Annotated in this window: 18 protein-coding genes; 1 reads left to right on the top strand and 17 read right to left on the bottom strand. The window is 31.1% G+C overall.

Going from position 1 to position 19,783, the window contains the following annotated elements:
- Positions 1-41 precede the first annotated feature (41 nt).
- The 15 genes from VIM70_RS13470 to VIM70_RS13400 all read right to left on the bottom strand — a co-directional run bounded on the left by VIM70_RS13470 (position 42) and on the right by VIM70_RS13400 (position 16,566).
- Positions 42-1,238, bottom strand: coding sequence for a phosphoglycerate kinase (locus VIM70_RS13470; protein ID WP_331946281.1), 1,197 nt, complete (start codon positions 1,236-1,238; stop codon positions 42-44).
- Between the two features lie 230 nt (positions 1,239-1,468).
- The gene (gap, locus tag VIM70_RS13465) at positions 1,469-2,476 is read right to left on the bottom strand and encodes a type I glyceraldehyde-3-phosphate dehydrogenase (RefSeq protein ID WP_331946280.1); all 1,008 of its coding nucleotides are present in this window, start codon (positions 2,474-2,476) and stop codon (positions 1,469-1,471) included.
- Positions 2,477-2,555: 79 nt separating this feature from the next.
- Complete coding sequence (locus VIM70_RS13460) at positions 2,556-3,590, bottom strand: sugar-binding transcriptional regulator (protein WP_331946279.1); 1,035 nt, start codon at positions 3,588-3,590, stop codon at positions 2,556-2,558.
- A 146-nt stretch (positions 3,591-3,736) separates the two neighbouring features.
- Positions 3,737-5,107, bottom strand: coding sequence for an RNA polymerase factor sigma-54 (gene rpoN / locus VIM70_RS13455; RefSeq protein ID WP_331946300.1), 1,371 nt, complete (start codon positions 5,105-5,107; stop codon positions 3,737-3,739).
- 155 nt (positions 5,108-5,262) lie between these two features.
- Positions 5,263-6,216 carry an ABC transporter permease gene (locus tag VIM70_RS13450; protein WP_331946278.1) on the bottom strand — a complete coding sequence of 318 codons (954 nt, stop codon included), beginning with the start codon at positions 6,214-6,216 and terminating at the stop codon, positions 5,263-5,265.
- The gene (locus VIM70_RS13445) at positions 6,206-7,315 is read right to left on the bottom strand and encodes an ABC transporter permease (protein WP_331946277.1); all 1,110 of its coding nucleotides are present in this window, start codon (positions 7,313-7,315) and stop codon (positions 6,206-6,208) included. The genes VIM70_RS13450 and VIM70_RS13445 overlap by 11 nt, the downstream gene beginning before the upstream one ends.
- A complete protein-coding gene (locus VIM70_RS13440) occupies positions 7,308-8,849 on the bottom strand; it encodes an ABC transporter ATP-binding protein (protein ID WP_331946276.1) in 1,542 nt (513 codons plus the stop codon). The genes VIM70_RS13445 and VIM70_RS13440 overlap by 8 nt, the downstream gene beginning before the upstream one ends.
- Positions 8,850-9,051: 202 nt before the next feature.
- A complete protein-coding gene (locus VIM70_RS13435) occupies positions 9,052-10,149 on the bottom strand; it encodes a BMP family ABC transporter substrate-binding protein (protein WP_331946275.1) in 1,098 nt (365 codons plus the stop codon).
- A gap of 102 nt (positions 10,150-10,251) precedes the next feature.
- Positions 10,252-10,749, bottom strand: coding sequence for a glycine/sarcosine/betaine reductase complex selenoprotein A (gene grdA, locus VIM70_RS13430; RefSeq protein ID WP_331946299.1), 498 nt, complete (start codon positions 10,747-10,749; stop codon positions 10,252-10,254).
- Between the two features lie 95 nt (positions 10,750-10,844).
- Positions 10,845-11,174, bottom strand: a complete 330-nt coding sequence (locus VIM70_RS13425; RefSeq protein WP_331946274.1) for a thioredoxin family protein — start codon at positions 11,172-11,174, stop codon at positions 10,845-10,847.
- Between the two features lie 33 nt (positions 11,175-11,207).
- Positions 11,208-12,140, bottom strand: coding sequence for a thioredoxin-disulfide reductase (gene trxB / locus VIM70_RS13420; RefSeq protein ID WP_331946273.1), 933 nt, complete (start codon positions 12,138-12,140; stop codon positions 11,208-11,210).
- 25 nt (positions 12,141-12,165) lie between these two features.
- Positions 12,166-12,633, bottom strand: coding sequence for a tRNA (uridine(34)/cytosine(34)/5-carboxymethylaminomethyluridine(34)-2'-O)-methyltransferase TrmL (trmL, locus tag VIM70_RS13415; RefSeq protein ID WP_331946272.1), 468 nt, complete (start codon positions 12,631-12,633; stop codon positions 12,166-12,168).
- A gap of 12 nt (positions 12,634-12,645) precedes the next feature.
- Positions 12,646-14,202: a MutS-related protein gene (locus VIM70_RS13410; protein WP_331946271.1), complete on the bottom strand. Its 1,557-nt coding sequence runs from the start codon at positions 14,200-14,202 to the stop codon at positions 12,646-12,648.
- 117 nt (positions 14,203-14,319) lie between these two features.
- Positions 14,320-15,162, bottom strand: coding sequence for a Cof-type HAD-IIB family hydrolase (locus VIM70_RS13405; RefSeq protein WP_331946270.1), 843 nt, complete (start codon positions 15,160-15,162; stop codon positions 14,320-14,322).
- A gap of 51 nt (positions 15,163-15,213) precedes the next feature.
- Positions 15,214-16,566, bottom strand: coding sequence for a VanW family protein (locus VIM70_RS13400; protein WP_331946269.1), 1,353 nt, complete (start codon positions 16,564-16,566; stop codon positions 15,214-15,216).
- A gap of 178 nt (positions 16,567-16,744) precedes the next feature.
- Between VIM70_RS13400 and VIM70_RS13395 the strand changes: the two genes are divergently transcribed.
- Positions 16,745-17,785 carry a M42 family metallopeptidase gene (locus VIM70_RS13395; RefSeq protein ID WP_331946268.1) on the top strand — a complete coding sequence of 347 codons (1,041 nt, stop codon included), beginning with the start codon at positions 16,745-16,747 and terminating at the stop codon, positions 17,783-17,785.
- Positions 17,786-17,863: 78 nt separating this feature from the next.
- Here VIM70_RS13395 and VIM70_RS13390 read toward each other — a convergent pair whose 3' ends face one another.
- Positions 17,864-19,186 (bottom strand): hypothetical protein, encoded by a 1,323-nt coding sequence (locus tag VIM70_RS13390; protein WP_331946267.1) that lies wholly within the window; start codon positions 19,184-19,186, stop codon positions 17,864-17,866.
- Positions 19,173-19,685 (bottom strand): sigma-70 family RNA polymerase sigma factor, encoded by a 513-nt coding sequence (locus VIM70_RS13385; RefSeq protein WP_331946266.1) that lies wholly within the window; start codon positions 19,683-19,685, stop codon positions 19,173-19,175. Before VIM70_RS13385 ends, VIM70_RS13390 begins: the two co-directional genes overlap by 14 nt.
- Positions 19,686-19,783: the final 98 nt, after the last annotated feature.

Raw genomic sequence — 19,783 nt, 5'->3', positions numbered from 1 at the left:
AAATATCATTTTTTTAAAATATAAAGTATTTAAGTTATTTACTATTTATTTGTAAGTGCTTCTATTCCTGGTAACAATTTACCTTCTAAAAATTCTAAAGATGCTCCACCACCTGTAGATATGTGGGTCATTTTATCTCCGAATCCTAATTGGTTAACAGCCGCCGCACTATCTCCACCACCTATTATAGTAGTTCCGTCTACTTTTGACATAGCTTCTGCCACTGCTATTGTTCCTTTTGAAAAATTAGCAAATTCAAACACTCCCATTGGACCATTCCAAACAATTGTCTTAGCAATGCTTATAGCACCTTTATAGATTTCACAAGTCTTAGGTCCTATATCAAGTCCCATATACCCATCTGCGATATTTTGACTTTCAGTAACTACTGGCTCTGCATCAGCTGAAAATCTATCAGCAACAATATTATCTACAGGTATTAAAAATTTAACCTTTTTTGATTCAGCTTTTTGCATCATAACTTTAGCATATTGTACTTTATCTTCCTCAACTAGAGAACTTCCTACTGAGTAACCACCAGCTTTTAAGAATGTATAAGCCATTCCTCCGCCAATTATCAAAGTATCAACTTTTTCAAGCAAATTTTCAATAACATTTATTTTATCTGAAACCTTAGCTCCACCTAAAATTGCTACGAAAGGTCTAACAGGATTCTCTACTGCATCACCTAAAAACTTTAATTCTTTTTGAATTAAATATCCACAAACTGAAGTTTTAACAAACTGTGTTACACCAACTGTAGAACAATGAGCTCTGTGTGCTGATCCAAAAGCATCATTTACAAATATATCTGCAAGAGATGCTAATTCCTTAGAAAAGTTTTCACTGTTTTTAGTTTCTTCTTTTCTATATCTTGTATTCTCTAATAATAACACATCTCCGTCTTTCATTTTTGAAACAGCGGATTTCACATTATCACTAACTACATTTGGGTCTGCTGCAAAAACTACTTCTTTCCCTAACATTTCACTTAATTTCTTAGCAACAGGGGCTAAAGAAAGTTCTGGTTTTGGTTCTCCACTTGGTTTTCCAAGATGTGAACATAAAATAACTTTTGCTCCATTTTTGATTAAATAATTTATTGTAGGCATAGCACCCACTAATCTATTTACATCTGTAATAACTCCATCTTTTAATGGCACATTAAAATCGCATCTTACTAAAATATTTTTACCTTTAACCTCAATATCTTCAATTGTTTTTTTATTAAATTTCATACACATTCTCCTCTCATTTATAATATAAAATCATTGTAATTAAGAATATAATTTAAGAACATTCATATAAATAGGCTACCCTATAAATAGACTACCATGCAACTTGTTATTTATTTAAATGTACCTTATATTAATAAAATATAAAAAGACCTGATTCCATAGACTAACTATAAAACCAGGCCTTAATACTATGCTAACATTTTCTTACAGTTTTATAGTAAGATTAAATTTTATAATTTATCTGCAACAAATTTAGTTAAATCAGCTAATCTATTTGAATAACCTGCTTCATTATCATACCATGAAACAACCTTAACCATATTTCCTTCTATAACCATAGTAGACATTGCATCAATTATAGAAGATCTTTCGTCTCCTTTGAAATCTATTGAAACTAATGGTTCTTCACAGAATCCAAGTATGCCCTTCATTTCATTTTCAGATGCTTTCTTAAATGCTGCATTTACTTCTTCTACAGTAACATCTCTTGAAACTTCACATACTAAATCTGTACATGAAACTGTTGGAGTTGGAACTCTTAATGAGAATCCGTTTAATTTTCCTTTTAATTGTGGTAAAACTAATGCTACTGCTTTAGCAGCTCCAGTTGTAGTTGGAATCATTGATAAATTAGCAGCTCTTGCACGTCTCATATCACTATGTGGCGCATCTAATAATCTTTGATCTCCAGTATATGAATGAATTGTAGTCATTAAACCTTTAACTATTGTAAATTCTTTGTCTAAAATTTTAGCAAATGGTGCTAAACAATTTGTTGTACATGATGCATTTGATATAATGTTATGTTTTGATGCATCATACTTTTCTTCGTTAACTCCCATAACTATTGTAATGTCTTCATTTTTTGCTGGTGCAGATATAAGAACTTTTTTAACACTTACACCTAAATGGGCATCTGCTTTAGTAGCATCTGTAAAGAATCCTGTTGATTCTAAAACTATTTCTACTCCAAGTGAACTCCAATCGATATTTTTTGGTTCTCTTTCTGCAAATATTTTAATTTCTTTTCCATTAACTACTATTGAGTTTTCTTTAGCTTCTACAGTTCCGTTAAATTTTCCATAAAGAGAGTCATATTTTAAAAGATGAGCGAGTGTTGCAGCATCAGTTAAATCATTAATTCCTACCACTTGTAATTCTGTAGAATAATTTGCAACTAAAGCCTTAAATACGTTTCTTCCTATTCTTCCAAATCCATTAATCCCTATTTTTACCATTTTGGCAAAACCTCCTAAATTTTGATAATCTTCTTATATGTAAATATATAATTCTTTGTTTTTAAAATCATTATATAGTTTACTCTATTTTCTCTAAAATATTAATAATTTCTATTGCAGCTGCTTGGTCAATTATTAATACGGTGCTTGAGCGATTGATTTCAGTGGCAATTATAGCTCTAGCTTTATTTTTCCCAGCTGCTACAGCAATTAATATTTTACTGTTTTTAACATCTTCATTTTTTACCATAATCGCAGGTGTAGAATAAACTACTTTTCCAAGTTCATTATAGTATTGACCAAATGCCTCTCCAACTGCGCCCAATTTTTCAAGTTCAATTATCTCTTTTTCGGGCATTCCTCTTTTTATTGCCATATCTTTAGCAATACCTATACCATAAATAAGAATTTCTGCATTTCTAATATTTTCAATTATGTTTATGATATTTTTTTCATTCAATATGGTCTCCAAAGCTGCATTACTCAAATTATCAGGTACATGTAGTAATTCATAATTACCATTGATTTTATCTGCAAGCCTAGCAACTAAAGTATTAGCTTGAATTTCTACATTTCTCGCCATACCACCTCTAGCAGGAACTACTAAAACGTTTTTATATTTATTGTTTTTAGGAAAACTATCTACAACTTCTTTAACAGTTGATCCACCTGTTAATGCAATTATATTATTATCTTCAATAATATCCATAGCGTAACTAGAGGCTGCCCTTCCAACTTCTTTAAGAACACTTTTATCAATGTCTACATCTCCAGGAACAACTATGACCTGCTTAAGTTTCAAATAATTCTCAATAAATTTTTCAATTTTAGACAACCCTTTAATTTCATGAATAAATCCTTTTAGCTGATTTACAATCTCTTGACCATCTTTTGTTATAAACATACCCAATGCATTAACTTCAATTAAATTTTGAGATTTTAAAAAATTTATCTCATTTCTTATTATTCTCTCGCTTATGCACATATGTTCTGCTAAGATTCTTCGTCCTATAGGTTGATTAAAAAATATAGTCCTAAGTATATCATGCCGCTTTTCAAGACTATCTATTAATTCTGGCACTATTTTCAGTTCTAATTTTAATATTTTTTCCACTTGAACACCTTTCTGGACTTTTTAAGTCCCAGCATTTATTTTTTGTTCCCACTTACATTATAAATGAAATACTAACTTTTTTAAATTAGTATTTCAAAAAAACATGTTAACATTTTGTTAACGAAGTGATTAACTAAATAAATTTCTTAAAATCTTTTCCTTTTAGATGAACTTTTAATTTCAAGTTCTTCTCTGTATTTTGCCACAGTTCTTCTTGAAATATTCATTCCTTCTAAATTTAATCGATTACAAATAATTTGGTCGGATAAAGGTTTCTTAGTGTCCTCATTTTCTATCATTTCTTTAATAAATTTTTTAATATTACTTGTAGATATATCCTCGCCACCAGCAACTGACGTTATCCCATTAGTAAAAAAGTCTTTTATTTTAATGACCTTACCATTATTTATACTAACATATTTTTCCCTGATAGCACGACTAATAGTAGATTCATGCATTTCTAAATTGTTAGCAATCTTTTTAAGTGTCATTGGTTTTAAATATTCGGCACCTTTATCGAAATATTCCTTTTGAACTGCCAAAATTTCTTCTAAAACTCTATATACAGTGTTCTTTCTTTGTTCAATACTTTTAATAAGAAACATTGCGCTATTTAGTTTATTTTTAACATATTCTATAGCTTCTACGTCTTTTTCATTTTTAATAATTTCTTTATATAAACTATTTATATTCAGTTTGGGAAGTACATCTTCATTCATAGAAATAAAATATTGGTCATCAATCTTGTTAATGTATGCATCAGGTACAACATATTTAACACTCTCGCCTGTATAAAATCCTCTTGATGGTTTAGGCTCTAATTTTTTTATTATATCTCCATATTTTTGGACCTCACAAGTTGTAATTTTCAATTCTTTAGCTATATCATTATATTTATTTTCTGCTAGTAACTCTAAATAGTTATTTATTATATTATAAATATTTTCATCATCCATCTTCAAATTGTTTAATTGAATTATTAAACATTCTCTTAAATTTCTGGCTCCAATTCCTTGTGGCTCTAACGATTGGAAAATTTTAAGTGCTTTTTCAGCATTTTGATTTGATGTTCCGATTTCCTTGCATATATCCGATAAATCTGCAGATAAATAACCTTTAGTATCCAAGTTCTCAACCATATATTTGCAAATAATTAATATTTCACTTGGCTGGGTAAGTTCACCTATTTGCTCGCTAAGATAATCTTTTAGGGATTTCTCTTGTGCAATGTAATAAAAAGGAGAAACCTCTTCATTTTCAGTTTTTGCATTATAATTCTTTGTTTTGTAATCATCCTTCTCAAGGTATTTAATTATTTGCTTATAATCATAAATATCATTATTATTATTTTTATGATTTTGCAAATCTTTTTCCTCGAGCACCGGATTTTCTTGCATTTCTTTATTCACAAATTGTCCTAGCTCATATGCGGACATTTGAAGAAGTTTAACAGACATCTGCATTTCCTGCGTCATTATTAATTTTTGCTCTTGGATCAAATTTAAACCAAAATTAATGTTCATCTTATCTATCACCTCATCTTAGGTACAAATAAATAAATAACAAGTTTGGCTTGTTATTTATTTTAAGTATCAACCTATTATAAATATTATACCATAGCACAAGATATAAATATAGATTATGCTTTTGGCTTCATTTAAAAATAAAAGAATTATCTTGATCCTTTGTCATAAGGTTTACCACTTGCCAAAGGCCCTGTAGTTTTCCCAACAAATCCTGCAAGTGCAAGCATTGTAAGTAAATATGGAATAGCATCATATACTTCTGTAGGTAAGTTCCAGCTAAGTCCCTGTGCAAAAATATTAAATGCTGAACCAAATGCAAATAATAAACTAGCACCAAGCGCTCCAAATGGCTTCCAATTACCGAAAATAACAGCCGCTAAGGCAATAAATCCACGTCCTGCAACCATTCCTTCTCGATAAAGTGGAGTTACTCCTAGAGATAAGGCCGCCCCACCAAGTCCCGCAAGCATTCCTGATAAAATAACACATAAATATCTTATTTTATAAACATTTATTCCTAAAGTATCAGCTGCCTTTGGATGTTCTCCTACAGCTCGAATTCTTAGTCCTAAAGGTGTTTTATACAATACATAGTGTGATATAAATACTAAAATAATCGCTAGTATAACAAACCAGTTTAACTGAGATATAAAGTCACCTATTATTGGTATGTTCTTAATTACATGAGGTATGTTATAGGAAAGCCCTGTTACTATATCCGTTTGACCACCTTTGCCATCAAACAGTTTAAATATTAAAAAACTAGCAAGGGCCGTGGAAAAAAGATTTATTGCAGTACCTGAAATAACTTGATCTGCACGCAAATGTATACTTAAAACTGCATGAATTAAACCTAAAACTCCACCAGCTATAACACCGAAAAGTATTCCAACTAATGGACCAGCCACTGAACCAAGCATTGGACTAAACAAATAACTTCCATATACCCCAAAGAAAGCTCCTATTACCATCATACCTTCAAGACCTATGTTAACCACACCTGATTTTTCAGAAAATATACCACCTAGTGCTGCAAAAATTAGAGGTGTTGCTATTCTTAGAGTTTGCGCTAACAAATTTATTAATATATCACTGTTCATTTGCAATCGCCCCCTTCTTTTTCCTTTCCGAGAAATATTTAACGATATAATCTGTAGCTACAAATATAATAATTATTGCTTGGATTAAATAAACTATGTCTTTTGGTATACCATTTAATTGAAGGGTTCTAGCACTACTATTTAATGTCCCAAATAATAAAGCTGATGCTATACATCCAATAGGATTGCTTTTGGCAAGTAGTGCAACTGCAATACCATCGAACCCATAAGATGGAAGTGCCATAAAGTCTTTTACATTATGAAGAACCCCCGCAACCTGCGTTGCCCCACCGACCCCTGCTATTGCACCAGAAAGCGCCATGGCAAGCATCGTATTTTTTGCTACATTAATTCCACCATATTCCGCTGCATGTGGATTTATACCAACTGCTCTTATTTCATACCCAACAGTAGTTTTCCATAATAACCAGAATATAAAGATAGCTACTGCTATGGCAAGGAATATACTAATATTAGCTCCACTACCTGAAACAAACCTATGAAGCTCTGCGCTGCTCTGTATATCGGGAGAACTTGCATCGCCTACCACTCCAAAGCTAGTTCTTAAGATAAGGTAATTTGCTAAGAACATAGATATATAGTTCATCATTATAGTATTAATAACTTCATGAGTTCCTACTTTAGCCTTTAAATACCCTGGGATAGCTCCCCATATTCCACCTGCTATAATACCTGCAAGAATAATTAAAACTACGTGAATTACTGGATTTAACCCTGGAATAGTTCCTACAAATGCCGCTGCTAACATTCCAAGTATAAATTGACCAGCAACACCGATATTAAATAGTCCACATTTAAATGCTATAGCATTTGCAACTCCTGTAAATATTAATGGAGTAACTTCAGAAATAGTAACAAAGGTTACTCTTGTATTACCAAACCCACCTTTATATATAAGTCCAAATAAATCACCTAAAGCTGAAAAATACTGTAATATAGAATATCCTTTTGCCCACATTACAAAGAATACAGCAACAAACATAGAAACAACTATAGACAATAAAGGAAATGCAAGCATTTTAAGACCATCTTTTACTAGATTAACAAAACTACTATTTTTGTTTTCTGCTTTATTCATTATTTTTAACTCCCTCCGGTATTTCTTGAAGAGTACCACCAGCCATAAGTATACCAAGTTTTTGCTCTGTGGCATCACATCTATCAAGTATATCCACTATGCTACCGTCATACATTACCGCAATTCTATCTGATAATGCTAATATTTCATCAAGTTCTAAAGATACTAATAAAACCGCCTTACCTTTATCTCGCTCCTCAACTAATCTTTTATGAATATATTCAATTGCACCAACGTCAAGACCCCTTGTAGGTTGAGCCGCTATTAATAATTCTGGATCTTTCGAAATTTCTCTAGCAGCTATAAGCTTTTGCTGATTACCACCTGATAGTGATTCAGCATTTACATCTGCATTTGGGGTTCTAATATCGAATTCACGAATCAGATTTTCACAATGTTTTTTAATTTCCTTATAATTCATAGCTATACCTTTACTAAAAGGTGCATTCCTATGAGATCCAAGCACTGAGTTTTCAAATAAAGAGTAAGTTAATATAAGGCCTCTTTTTTGTCTATCCTCTGGTATGTGAGCGACACCTTGTGACATAATATTTCTTGTTGACTTTCCATATATATTTTTACCGTTTATTATAATGCTTCCACTCTTAGGCTTTCTTAGGCCAGTTAAAACTTCTAAAAATTCAGTTTGACCATTGCCATCAACACCCGCTATACCAAGAATTTCTCCACCATAAACACTTAATTTCAAATTATCTACAGCAGGTAACCCTCTTTGGTCGCTTGCGCAAAGATTTTCAATTTTTAATATTTCACCTTTAATTACCGCTGGCTGCATCTTAACAGTTAGATTAACTTTTCTACCTACCATAAGCAAAGCTAATTCATCTATACTTGTTTCTTTAGTTTTCACTGTTCCAGTTACTTTACCTCGCCTTATTATAGTAACCCTATCACTCATACTCATAACTTCTTTTAATTTATGAGTTATCAGTATTACTGACTTTCCTTCTTTTTCAAGATTCTTAATTATATTTCCGAGTTCCTTAATTTCCTTTGGTGTTAAAACTGCAGTAGGCTCATCTAGTATTAAGATTTCAGCACCTCTATATAGTGCCTTTAGTATTTCTACCCTTTGTTGTTGCCCTACTGAAATATCTTCTATTACCGCGCTAGGATCTATTGCAAAACCATATTTTTCTGAAATTTCTTTAACTTCTTGAATTGCTTTATTCATATCAATCTTAAAACCTTTTCTAGGTTCAATACCTAACACTATATTTTGAGTCACAGTAAAATTATGTACTAGCATAAAGTGTTGATGAACCATTCCTATGCCTAATTTTATAGCGTCATTTGGTGTATTTATACTTACTATGTTACCGCTTACATAAATTTCGCCTTTTTCTTGTTTATATAAACCATAAAGAATATTCATAAGAGTCGTTTTTCCTGCACCATTTTCGCCAAGAAGAACGTGTGTCTCACCTCTTAAAAGTTCGAAATCTACATTGTCATTGGCAATAGTTCCTGGAAAAACCTTGGTTATACCTTTCATCTCAATTACTTTTTCCATTTACTCTCCTCCTCTTGGGTGATAACAATTATTTATTGTTATCCATCCATTTAAATAGGTGGATGATCTCCTTTTAAATATATTAAATTTTCATTATTTTTAGAAAGAGCTAGATGTAATACATCTAGCTCTAATTGTACACTAAAAACCATAAACAAGTAAATAAAAAACTAATCAAAATCAATAGTTTTAATGTATACTATTATTTGAAATCCTTTGCTTGTTGTCTATTCACTGGAACAACTATCTCTCCAGATATAACTTTATTTTCATAAGTTTTAACTATATCCAAAACTGCTTTGGGTACGTTTTTACTAGATGTTCCAGCTATGGCTACGCCTTTTTCTTTAAGTCCAAGTACAATAGCTGTGCCACCTTTAAATTGACCTTTAACTTCAGCTTTAGATTCATTGTAAGTTGCTGTGTCTACTCTTTTCATCATACTTGAAAGTATAATGTCAGCATATTGTGGAACTGTTAGAGCTTGATCCATATCAACTCCGATAGCCCAAACTGGTTTTCCAGAATCTTTTAGTTCTTGAGCTGCTTTAAATAAACCAATACCAACTCCTCCAGCTGCGTGATAAACTACGTCGCAACCATCTTGATATAATGATTTAGCTAATTCATACCCTTTGGCTGAATCATCGAAACTGTCTGCATATCTTACCATTGTTCCTGGGGTCAATTTCTTAGGATCTTTACTTGTAGTTATTAAACCTTTAGCAGCTTCCGGATTAACCGATTTAACTCCAGCTGCAAAACCAGCCTCAAATTTATTTATTAATTCCATATCTTTTCCACCAATAAATCCAATCTTATTAGTTTTAGTCATTTTACCAGCAATAACTCCCATCAAGAAGGATCCTTCTTGCTCTTTAAAACTAATTGATACTACATTTGGCAATTTAACCTCTGAGTCTATAATTGCAAAACTTTTGTCAGTATGAGCTTTAGCAACTTCTGTCATTGCATCTGCCATTTGGAATCCGACTGCAAAAATTAAATTTGCACCATTATCAATTAATGCTTCTAAATTAGCTGTGTAATCTTCTTTCTTTTTAGACTCAAGAGCTTTGTATGTGAAACCATCTTCAAGTTGAGCCTTTTTAACCCCTTCATTTGCTGATTGATTAAATGATTTATCATTTAATCCACCTTCATCAGTAGAAAGACCTATACTTACTGTACTTTTTGTTGCTGCGGGTTTTGCTGCTTCCTTCTTAGTTCCACACCCAACAAACAATGTTGTAACCATAGCTACAACTGTTAGTACTGAAACTAGCTTCTTTTTATTCATAATAATACCCCCCCTAATTAATTAATTAATTAAACAATACTATTGTTCAACCCTTACATATTCTATATATATGTTGAATTTCCTCTTTATATTTATAATGTTTTAACATCTTTTTAGTCCATACATGGAAAACTTATCTCTAATTGATTTTACTTCCAAAATTATTTCATCTATTTCTAAAACCATTTCCATTATTCCACATTGTTCTTCATAAACTGACTCTTGGCATTCATTTTTAATTTCTGGTTCAAATACATGGTATACAACCAGACCTAAAGCTATTCCTGCCAAAGGACCGACAAAAGTTGGGTCTCCAGTTGTAACTGTTTCTGCGCAAAGTCCCGATGATTCCGCTTCAGATCCCCCTATAACCACTACCAAATTTTGCGCACCATGCAACGTAGCGCAGTCAACTATTATTTGCTGGATTTCCACGTCCATTGCGCCTGTAGTACTGCAGGCAAAACATTTTGTTGTTACATACACCACTTCGACTCCCGTAGATTTCAAACAGGCTTCTATGGCAGGACCTGATATTCCATCTTTATCTCCAATAATAATAACTTTTTTTTCAGCCAGTATTTTTTTTGGGTCAATCATTTTTTTTCTGTCAAACATTTTCCATCTTCCTTCGTATCTATATTTTACTCTCATCTTTTAATTCTTATTTAACATATAATACAATTAGTACCAAATTACAATGTATTGTAGTAATCTTTTATAAAATTCTCTACATCTTCTAATGAAGATATTTTATCTGGTGTTATTGTAGCTACTTTCTCTCCACCATTATAAATCACCATTGTTGGAAGCCCTAGAACCTTCTGCGCAATAGCTGTTCTTCTTGCGCCAACAATATTTAAACTAGCAAATTTAATTTTATCGTTGTATTTTTCGTTTAGGTTATGAACTCCGGGCATAAGTGCTTGACAAACATTACATTTTTCTCCCCAAAAATCAACAAATACGGGTTTCTCTGCTTGTAATACTTCTATTTCAAAATTATCCTTGTTTAATTCTATCATTTTCGCGTCACCTCCTGAAATCTTGGTTATTTACTATAACCTAGATAATTCACTTTCAATATAATGTTCTGCATGAGTCGCAGCTATCGCCCCATCTGCTGCTGCTGTAATAACCTGTCTAAGCAATTTTTCTCTGATATCACCTACTGCATATACTCCCGGTATATTAGTTCTCATTTCTTCATCAGTAATAACATCGCCTCTATCAGTCATAGTAATCTTACCTTTAAATAATTCTGAAATAGGTAGATACCCTACAAATACAAAACATCCATCTGCTTTCAAATCACTAACTTGACCTGTTTTAACATTTTTAACTACTAAACTTTCTAATATTTCTGTGCCCTTTGCCTCTACAACTACGGTATCCCAAACGAACTTTATCTTTGGATTGTTAAATACTTTTTCTTGAAGTGACTTTGAAGCTCTTAGTTCACCTCTTCTATGCACTACAGTAACAGTTTCTCCAAATTTAGCTAAGTATATAGCTTCAGATATAGCTGAATCTCCACCACCAAGTACAACAATATCTAAATCCTCAAAGAAATCAGCATCACAAGTTGCACAATAAGAAATGCCTTTTCCTCTCAGTTCCAGTTCGTTTTTAAATCCTCCGAGCCTTGGGAATGCTCCTGTAGCAATTATAATTGTCTTAGCTTTATAAGTTTCTTTCAAACATTTAATTATTTTAATATCACCTTCAAGTTCAACTCCGATAACCTCTTCGCGAGCAAATTGCGTTCCAAATTCCTCTGCTTGCTGCTTCATTCTTTTGCTTAATGAAACCCCTGTGCAATTCTCAATGGATCCTGGGTAATTATCTAATACATCTGTTGTAGCAACTTGTCCGCCAAACTCTCCTCTTTCAATAATTAAAGTATCCATTTTTGACCTTGCTGCATAAAGTCCAGCAGATAATCCAGCAGGGCCACCACCAATAATTATAGTATCATAAATATGTTCCATAACTTAAGCCTCCTCATTTTCTCCTTTATTTCATGTCAATAAAGCCCAACTGCCTAAGAGCTTCATATGTCACAATAGCCACTGTATTAGAAAGATTAAGCGACCTAGTTGTGCTATTTATCATAGGTACCCTCATACATTTTTCAATATTATAATCACGAACATTATCAGGAAGTCCTGATGACTCTCGCCCAAAGATTATAAAATCTCCTTCTTTATATTCCACTTCTGAATATAATTTTGAAGCTTTTGTTGTAGAATAATAAAATGTAGATCCCTTATATTTTTCGATAAATGCTTCGTATGATTCATGTATCTCCAAATCCAAGTAAGGCCAGTAATCAAGGCCCGCTCTTTTAAGTTGTTTCTCCTCTAAACTAAACCCTAAAGGTTTTATAAGATGAAGTTTACAATTGGTAAGTACGCAAGTTCTTCCGATGTTACCAGTATTTTGTGGAATTTCCGGTTGAAATAAAACTATATTTAAATTCATAACTTTTCACCCTTACCCTTCTATGATCTCAGCTCTTTTGTACGCTGCATTTGTTATTTCTTTTGGATAATGCATATATTCTAAAAGTTTTATAGCATTTCTTGTTTGAGAAACTCCTTTTTTTATCTTATAATCAAAGCTTAACCCCTTTTTAGTATCAACCTTTTCACTAAAGTAATAGAATTCATAATTTTCCTTTAAAATGTCAACTAATTCTCGATCATGAGTAGCTACAATAGAAATACTTTTGCCATTATTTATATAAGTTAATATTGCAGCTGACATTGAAATTTTCTCTATTGGGTTTGTACCTCTAAATATCTCGTCTATAGGGCAAAATACAGGCACATCCTTTTCTAACGCTTTAATTATTCGTTGAATTGATTCTACCTCTGCCATAAAGAAACTCTTGCCCTTTGTTAAGTCGTCACTCGGGCTAATTGATGAAACAATGTTAAAAAAAGGAGCTTTGTAATTTTTAGCTAAAGTAAAATAAAAACTTTGGGCCAGTATTATATTTACTCCCATCATTCTCAAAAAAGTAGATTTTCCAGCCATATTTGTTCCCGTAAGCACAATTCCACCCTTTTGTATGTTAATTGAATTGGGAACAGCGTTCTCTATAAGAGGATGTATTCCATCTTTTATTTCTAAGGTAATTTCTTTTATAAAATTAGGTTTTATATAATACTCCTTTAAATTTTGTTTATAACCTGAAATAGAAATTAATGCTTCTAATTCTCCCACTGTATAATAAAGGTCTAGTAACCCTTCTTTTTCCTTTTTTATTCTGTGAGAAATAGAATAATAAGCACTTTCTTCTAAAAGAAAAATAATGGAAACGAATTCAAATAATCCTCCCCACATATTTACAATCCCTATTAATCTAGTATTTCTGTCTATATCTCTTACATTCTTAAGTAATAATGTTATTTTATCCTTGTAATAAATAATATCTTTATTATTTATTTTTATAATTTTTTTAGCTGCCTTAATATTTTTTTGTAAATAAAATATGCCATTAGTCTTAATAGACTTTACCTCTACTGAGTTTATAAGCATATTAATAGAGCTTAATCCAAAAAGTACTAGCATAAATTTAATGTTTACAAATATAGCGAGCAAAATTGCTATTATTGGAAATACCTTTCCCAGAATAGTATAAATATAAAATTTAGCTTTATTAATAACTAGGTCAGTTTCTATCATATCTAGAAAACTATTTTTTATATCACTATTTAATTCGAAAAAAATACACGAAAGACTTTCCCTTAATTTTTTATTTTCACTAAATAATGTAATTAATTTTCCTCTTTCTTTTAATTTATCTTCCTTCATTAATGGATTTCTCAGCATTGAATATAAAGCCGCTTCTCCAGGGCTACTATATGCTCTATCCAATTTTCCATATACCTTATCCATATCTAAATCATCCCATGTTTGATCATCTAAGGTGTAATCTTTCTTTTCACTCATATTATATAATTTTTTAAACTTGTTAAAATCTCTTTTCTTATCTACATCTTTTTTATAATCACTTCTTATTGATCCTAAAAACTTATTCTCCATAGTAAATTCTCCTTTAGTTTTTTTAAAAAATGTATCCATTAGTAAAAACAACAATGTGCCCCATATATATTTTATATGATTTCTTACATAAAGAAAACTATTTTTTCAATTAATAATTTAGTTTCTCATAGGTTGCATTTCTAGCACAAATTTCTCAATAGCTTTTGCTACTCCATCATTATTATTAGTATCAGTAATATATTGTGATGCTAGCTTCACATTTTCATCCCCATTTCCCATAGCAACCCCGAGTCCTGCAAATTCAATCATAGATAAATCATTTTCACTATCTCCTATACAAATAACCTGTTCTTTATTTATCCCATAATAATCAGCTAGAATTTTAACTGCATTCCCCTTTGTTACTCCCTTATTCGTTACTTCAAAATTATCAAGATTTGAACTTACCACTTCAAAATTATTCATACCTCTTAATGATTTTTTTACTTTTTCAATTTTCTCTAAATCTACATCTACTCCTATGCATTTAAAAATTTCGTTTCCATATTCCTTAAATACTTTATTCCAATCCTTCACAAGTATTGATTTAATTTGATTATCCTTTGATAATATCTTATTAGTTTCCTTGTAAAAGCGAGAAGAAAATGTTACATCCTCTGTGAAAATTTTATTACTGGTGTAATAGTGTGGATATATATCATATTGCCTAAAAACAGATAAAAGTTTCTTACATTTTTCCGCACCGAGTGTTGCATTGTATATTATTTCATCTCTATCTTTCTCCCTAATATAAGCACCATTTGAAGCTATCACCGGTGACTTAACTCCCAAAAGTTCCGAGAAGAAATTCGCGGAAGTAAAAATTCTCCCTGTGCACACAACAATCCTAACTCCTTTTTCATTAGCTAACCGAATAGATTTAAGATTCCTCTCACTAATAGTTTTTTTATCATTTAACAATGTACCATCCATATCTATACATATCAATTTATAGTCCATTTTTTTCTCCTCCTCATTCTCTATAAAAGAAAACATAACGTTTATTAAACGTTATGTTCTCTTTTTAGTACCAACTTTTACAATGCCATTGATAACGTGAAATGTATCATTATTTATAACCTCTGAATTAACTACATTCCCATTTTCATAAGTCTTTCTAGTAACTCTAACTTTAAATCCTGAATAACCAGTCTTAACAACTTCATTTTGTCCCTCATACATTGTTGGGTCTTGCACCGTTACTGTTATCGGCTTTGTAAGTTCATATGTTTCGTTTGTTATTTCATATGTTCTTTTAGTTAATGTAGAATTAGAATAAATATTAAAATAAATATTTCTATTTGATATAAAACCTTCAATATATATTGGATACTTAAATGTGTTTTTAAACTTATAATCAAGATTGCCGTAATCAACTGTAGCATCTTGTCCTTTTGGGATATAACCTGACGAAATTGTATGGTGAATTCTTTCTACAGAGACAATTTGCGTTGTAAGCATTGCATTATACAAAGTAGATGAAGTCTGACATATTCCCCCACCTAATCCTTGTTCTAATTTATCTCCAATTATTACCCCTGCGGTTTGATATCCTCTTGCTACTGTTCTTTGTCCTACAACCCCATTAAAACTAAATACATCACCTGGCATAAGTAATGTGCCATTTATACTTTTAGTAGATAAATATATGTTTGTTGATCTACCTTCTGCTGAGCTTGCAAAGTTTGTAGAATATCCTGATATTTTTGAATCTATTGTTTTTAAGTCAGCAGCTGAGATTTTAGGCTTTAACTGCGTTACTGGAGCCGTAATATTTATAACATCTTCTGACAAAACGCCATCTATTTTGCTTTTAATCTTACTTTTCAATTTATCTTTTTCTAACTGCTTTCCAATAACATCATTTGTAACAATGAATTGCCCGCCACTACCTTTAGTTATAGTTGCATTTACGGGAATTTTATTTGTATCTTTAGCTATTTTCTCTATTATTTTATCAACACTCTTATCATTATATTCAAAGGTTAACTTTATTTGCTTTTCAACTGGATTTTTGATAGCTTTATATTTTTGAAACATATTCATATCATGACCATAGCTAATTGCCCGATCTATTGCTTCATCAATATTGTATTTTGCATCTATCATTGAATAATCCAAAACATATTTTTTATCACTAGTTACTATGGTTATTTTTTTCTTAGTCAATTCGCTGAAATACCTGTCCTTTATTATCGTTTGAGCCTCTTCCTTAGTTTTACCTGTTAAATCTTCATTTTCTATTTTAACTTTAGGTAAAATCAAAGCATCCCATTTTTTCACTTTAACATAAGAGAGGCTACTAAAAATAATTGTACCCACCAATACTAAAACCCCTAATATAATAATTGCTTTTTTCCCCATATGTACTCCCCTTTTCTACTCATGAATATTATACTACAAAGAAACTGATAATCCTATATAATTAAAACCTATGCACTCGTGCCTGCTCATTGACTTAAGTCAAATATTTCACTACTAATTCGTCTATTTTTATGATAAAATTATGCCCATACTAATTGCATTTTTAAGGAGTGATAATATGAATTATGATGAAGGTAAAATTAAATACTATTTAAAAACCATTCTATCAATATCCAGTCCATCTGGTTATACACAAAAAATTATAGACTACATAAAGGGTGAACTTGACGTTCTAAACGTACCATATTTAACTACCAATAAAGGCGCAATTGTGGCTACCTTAAAAGGACGAAATAATGATTATCAAAGAACTCTTTCCGCTCACGTAGATACACTTGGAGCAATGGTTAAAAAGATTAATCCCAGTGGTTCTTTAGGGATAGATCCTATAGGTGGATACATGATGAATTCAATAGAGGGTGAAAACTGCACAATAGAAACTATTGATGGTAAAATATTTACAGGAACTATTCAAACCATAAAACCTTCAGTACATATTAGTGGTGATGATGCACGTGAACTTAAAAGAACTGCTGAGAATATGGAGGTGATTCTTGATGAGAAAATTTCTTCAAAAGAAGAAGTTGTGAAATTAGGCTTAAGCGTTGGTGACTTTATTTGCTTTGATCCAAGAACACTCTTTACGGAAAAAGGTTTTATAAAATCAAGACATCTAGACGATAAAGCTTCAGTTGCTATTCTACTTTATGCTATTAAATACATAGTAGAAAATAAAATTGATCTTCCATATACAACAAATATATTCATTAGTAATTATGAAGAAGTTGGGCATGGTGCTTCTGCATCTATTCCAAAAAATACCAAAGAATTTGTATCTGTAGATATGGGTTGCCCTGGACCAGGTCAGAATTCATCTGAGTACTCCGTTTGTATCTGTGCTAAAGACTCATCAGGTCCTTATGACTTATATTTAAGAAAAAAATTAATGGAGATATGCAAAAATGAAAAAATAGATTATAAGATAGATACTTATCCACACTATGGTTCTGATGCATCTGCTGCTCTAAAAGCTGGATGGGATATAAAGACAGCTTTAATCGGTGCAGGAATTTATGCTTCACATGGCTATGAAAGAACTCATATGGATTCCATATTATGTACGCTTAACTTAATTATTAAATACTGCAATTTAGAATAAATGAAATTAAAAGTTATAGAAGGCTAGACAATTAATTTCTTGTCTAGCCTTCTATAACTTAGTTATTAATTAACGTAGTTATAAATCTACTTTAAACTTAATTAAGTCAAATACTTGCGCTGGATTATTTCTTCTAAGAACATATATTTCTTTATTACTCGAACACCAAATGCTCTCAAAATAGCTATATTTACCAGTTACACTTAAATTACTAATACCATTTACACTTCTTACAGCTGCCGCCCAAGATTGAATGCTGCTATCTCCAGCACTAATTTCCATATTGCTTAATTTGTTCTCCTTGCCAGTTGATGTATTAAAAACATACAAACTAGAAATTGTTCCTTCTTTTACATAACTAATTAAGTTGCCATTATCTGAAAAAGCAGGATATTTACCATTAGCAATAAAACTTCTAGCTTTTGTTAATAGGTTCTCAATATATATTGAACCATTAACTTCATATGCTAATTTTACTCCATCTTTTGATATCATTGGACTTTTCCCGTCAACAATTTTAATAGGATTTTTACCATTTTTATCAGATAAATAAATAGCACCATTTTCTAGTTTTACTTTTTCCGCTTTATAATAAATTATTTCGCCTTTAGGTGTAAAATTAGGTTTATCAACAATTTGTGTAGCTGCATTACAAGCTATTAACTTTGTCTCTATTGAGGACCCAATATTTTTAACATATATACCATCATCTTTAACACTTACCAATTTCTTTTCATCAAAAGAATACCTTGAATCGTAGACTTTCAAATTATCACTGGTATCATCTTTTACGTTACCCTTGTCAGGCACATCTATTGGAACCTTTACAACAGTTGGTGCACTGGCATGTGTGGTGCCTTTAATACTTAATCCTTGATTTATGGAAGCATCACTTTCTGCATAATTCTCCCCATTCGTATCTTTTTTTATAATAACATTGTTATTGTCGCCATTTTCAGCCAGAGCTTTACTATCAGCACTTTTCGAATTTTTTATGGCTAGATTTGTTTGCTTAGTTTTATAATTATTTTTTATAATATCATCTAATCTTTGTAATGGATTTATTTTTTCACTACTAACTCCCGTCAAGCCTTTAGCATTAACTATCGGCATAATTACATCAGTATTTCCATCAGCCTTAGTAAAAATATTTTTGCTGGGAACATTTATAGCCCTGAATATTGTTCCACCTACAAATACGCAAATTACAAGACCTGAAGCAATTTTGAAATATTTGTTTTTTATAAAATTATTTTTATGTTTAGGTAGTTCTATAACATTGTTATACTTATCTCCAAACAATATTCTCTTTTTTAAATCATATTTAAATTTTTCATCAATAACAATTTTTGCTGCATCGTCACACAATGCTTTTTCAACATTAATCTCATTTACTGCCAATTACATCACCTCCTAAACTACAGTCATAATTTTTTTTGATTTTTTTTATAGCCCTTGAGATGGTTGACTTAACAGTACTTTCAGTTATATCTACCGCCTCTGCAATTTCTCTGAATTTTAATCCACCATAAAATCTCAAATAAAGCATTTTTCTAGTTTCTTCCGGTAATAAATCAATTATTTTTTTGACTCCATTATACTCATCTTTAATAATAATATCTTCATATCCAAAATCTTCATCCCCTCTATCAAAAAAACTTTCTATAGGGATTATTTTGCTGTTTTTTCTATAAAAATCTATAATAGTATTATGAGCTATTCTGAAAATCCAATTTTTGCTTGCTTCTACGTCAGTAATTTTATCCTTGTTTTCATATATCTTAGTAAATACAGTAGCAATTATATCTTCTGCATTCCATTTATTTTTTACAGAAACAAAGATATACCTGTAAACACAATCATAGTACTTGTCGTACAACTGTTCGAACTTGCTTGGCATTAAGCAGTACCCCCAATATAATTTGTTTTTTTATAAATATCAGTGGTATTTTAAAAAACAATTCGCTTAATATACGTATTTATTTATATTTAGTTGCA

It is taken from the genome of Clostridium sp., assembly GCF_036569345.1.
Taxonomy (GTDB): domain Bacteria; phylum Bacillota; class Clostridia; order Clostridiales; family Clostridiaceae; genus Clostridium_AD.
The sequence above is the reverse complement of the archived record's forward strand: the minus strand, read 5'-3'. Positions and strand labels throughout refer to the sequence as shown.

What these genes read in the sequence shown, in the direction of transcription:
- VIM70_RS13470 (WP_331946281.1), bottom strand. Translation starts at nt 1,238, where the DNA reads ATGAAATTTAATAAAAAAACAATTGAAGATATTGAGGTTAAAGGTAAA.
- gap (WP_331946280.1), bottom strand. Translation starts at nt 2,476, where the DNA reads ATGGTAAAAATAGGGATTAATGGATTTGGAAGAATAGGAAGAAACGTA.
- VIM70_RS13450 (WP_331946278.1), bottom strand. Translation starts at nt 6,216, where the DNA reads ATGAACAGTGATATATTAATAAATTTGTTAGCGCAAACTCTAAGAATA.
- VIM70_RS13445 (WP_331946277.1), bottom strand. Translation starts at nt 7,315, where the DNA reads ATGAATAAAGCAGAAAACAAAAATAGTAGTTTTGTTAATCTAGTAAAA.
- VIM70_RS13440 (WP_331946276.1), bottom strand. Translation starts at nt 8,849, where the DNA reads ATGGAAAAAGTAATTGAGATGAAAGGTATAACCAAGGTTTTTCCAGGA.
- VIM70_RS13435 (WP_331946275.1), bottom strand. Translation starts at nt 10,149, where the DNA reads ATGAATAAAAAGAAGCTAGTTTCAGTACTAACAGTTGTAGCTATGGTT.
- grdA (WP_331946299.1), bottom strand. Translation starts at nt 10,749, where the DNA reads ATGATTGACCCAAAAAAAATACTGGCTGAAAAAAAAGTTATTATTATT.
- VIM70_RS13425 (WP_331946274.1), bottom strand. Translation starts at nt 11,174, where the DNA reads ATGATAGAATTAAACAAGGATAATTTTGAAATAGAAGTATTACAAGCA.
- trxB (WP_331946273.1), bottom strand. Translation starts at nt 12,140, where the DNA reads ATGGAACATATTTATGATACTATAATTATTGGTGGTGGCCCTGCTGGA.
- trmL (WP_331946272.1), bottom strand. Translation starts at nt 12,633, where the DNA reads ATGAATTTAAATATAGTTTTATTTCAACCGGAAATTCCACAAAATACT.
- VIM70_RS13410 (WP_331946271.1), bottom strand. Translation starts at nt 14,202, where the DNA reads ATGGAGAATAAGTTTTTAGGATCAATAAGAAGTGATTATAAAAAAGAT.
- VIM70_RS13405 (WP_331946270.1), bottom strand. Translation starts at nt 15,162, where the DNA reads ATGGACTATAAATTGATATGTATAGATATGGATGGTACATTGTTAAAT.
- VIM70_RS13400 (WP_331946269.1), bottom strand. Translation starts at nt 16,566, where the DNA reads ATGGGGAAAAAAGCAATTATTATATTAGGGGTTTTAGTATTGGTGGGT.
- VIM70_RS13395 (WP_331946268.1), top strand. Translation starts at nt 16,745, where the DNA reads ATGAATTATGATGAAGGTAAAATTAAATACTATTTAAAAACCATTCTA.
- VIM70_RS13385 (WP_331946266.1), bottom strand. Translation starts at nt 19,685, where the DNA reads ATGCCAAGCAAGTTCGAACAGTTGTACGACAAGTACTATGATTGTGTT.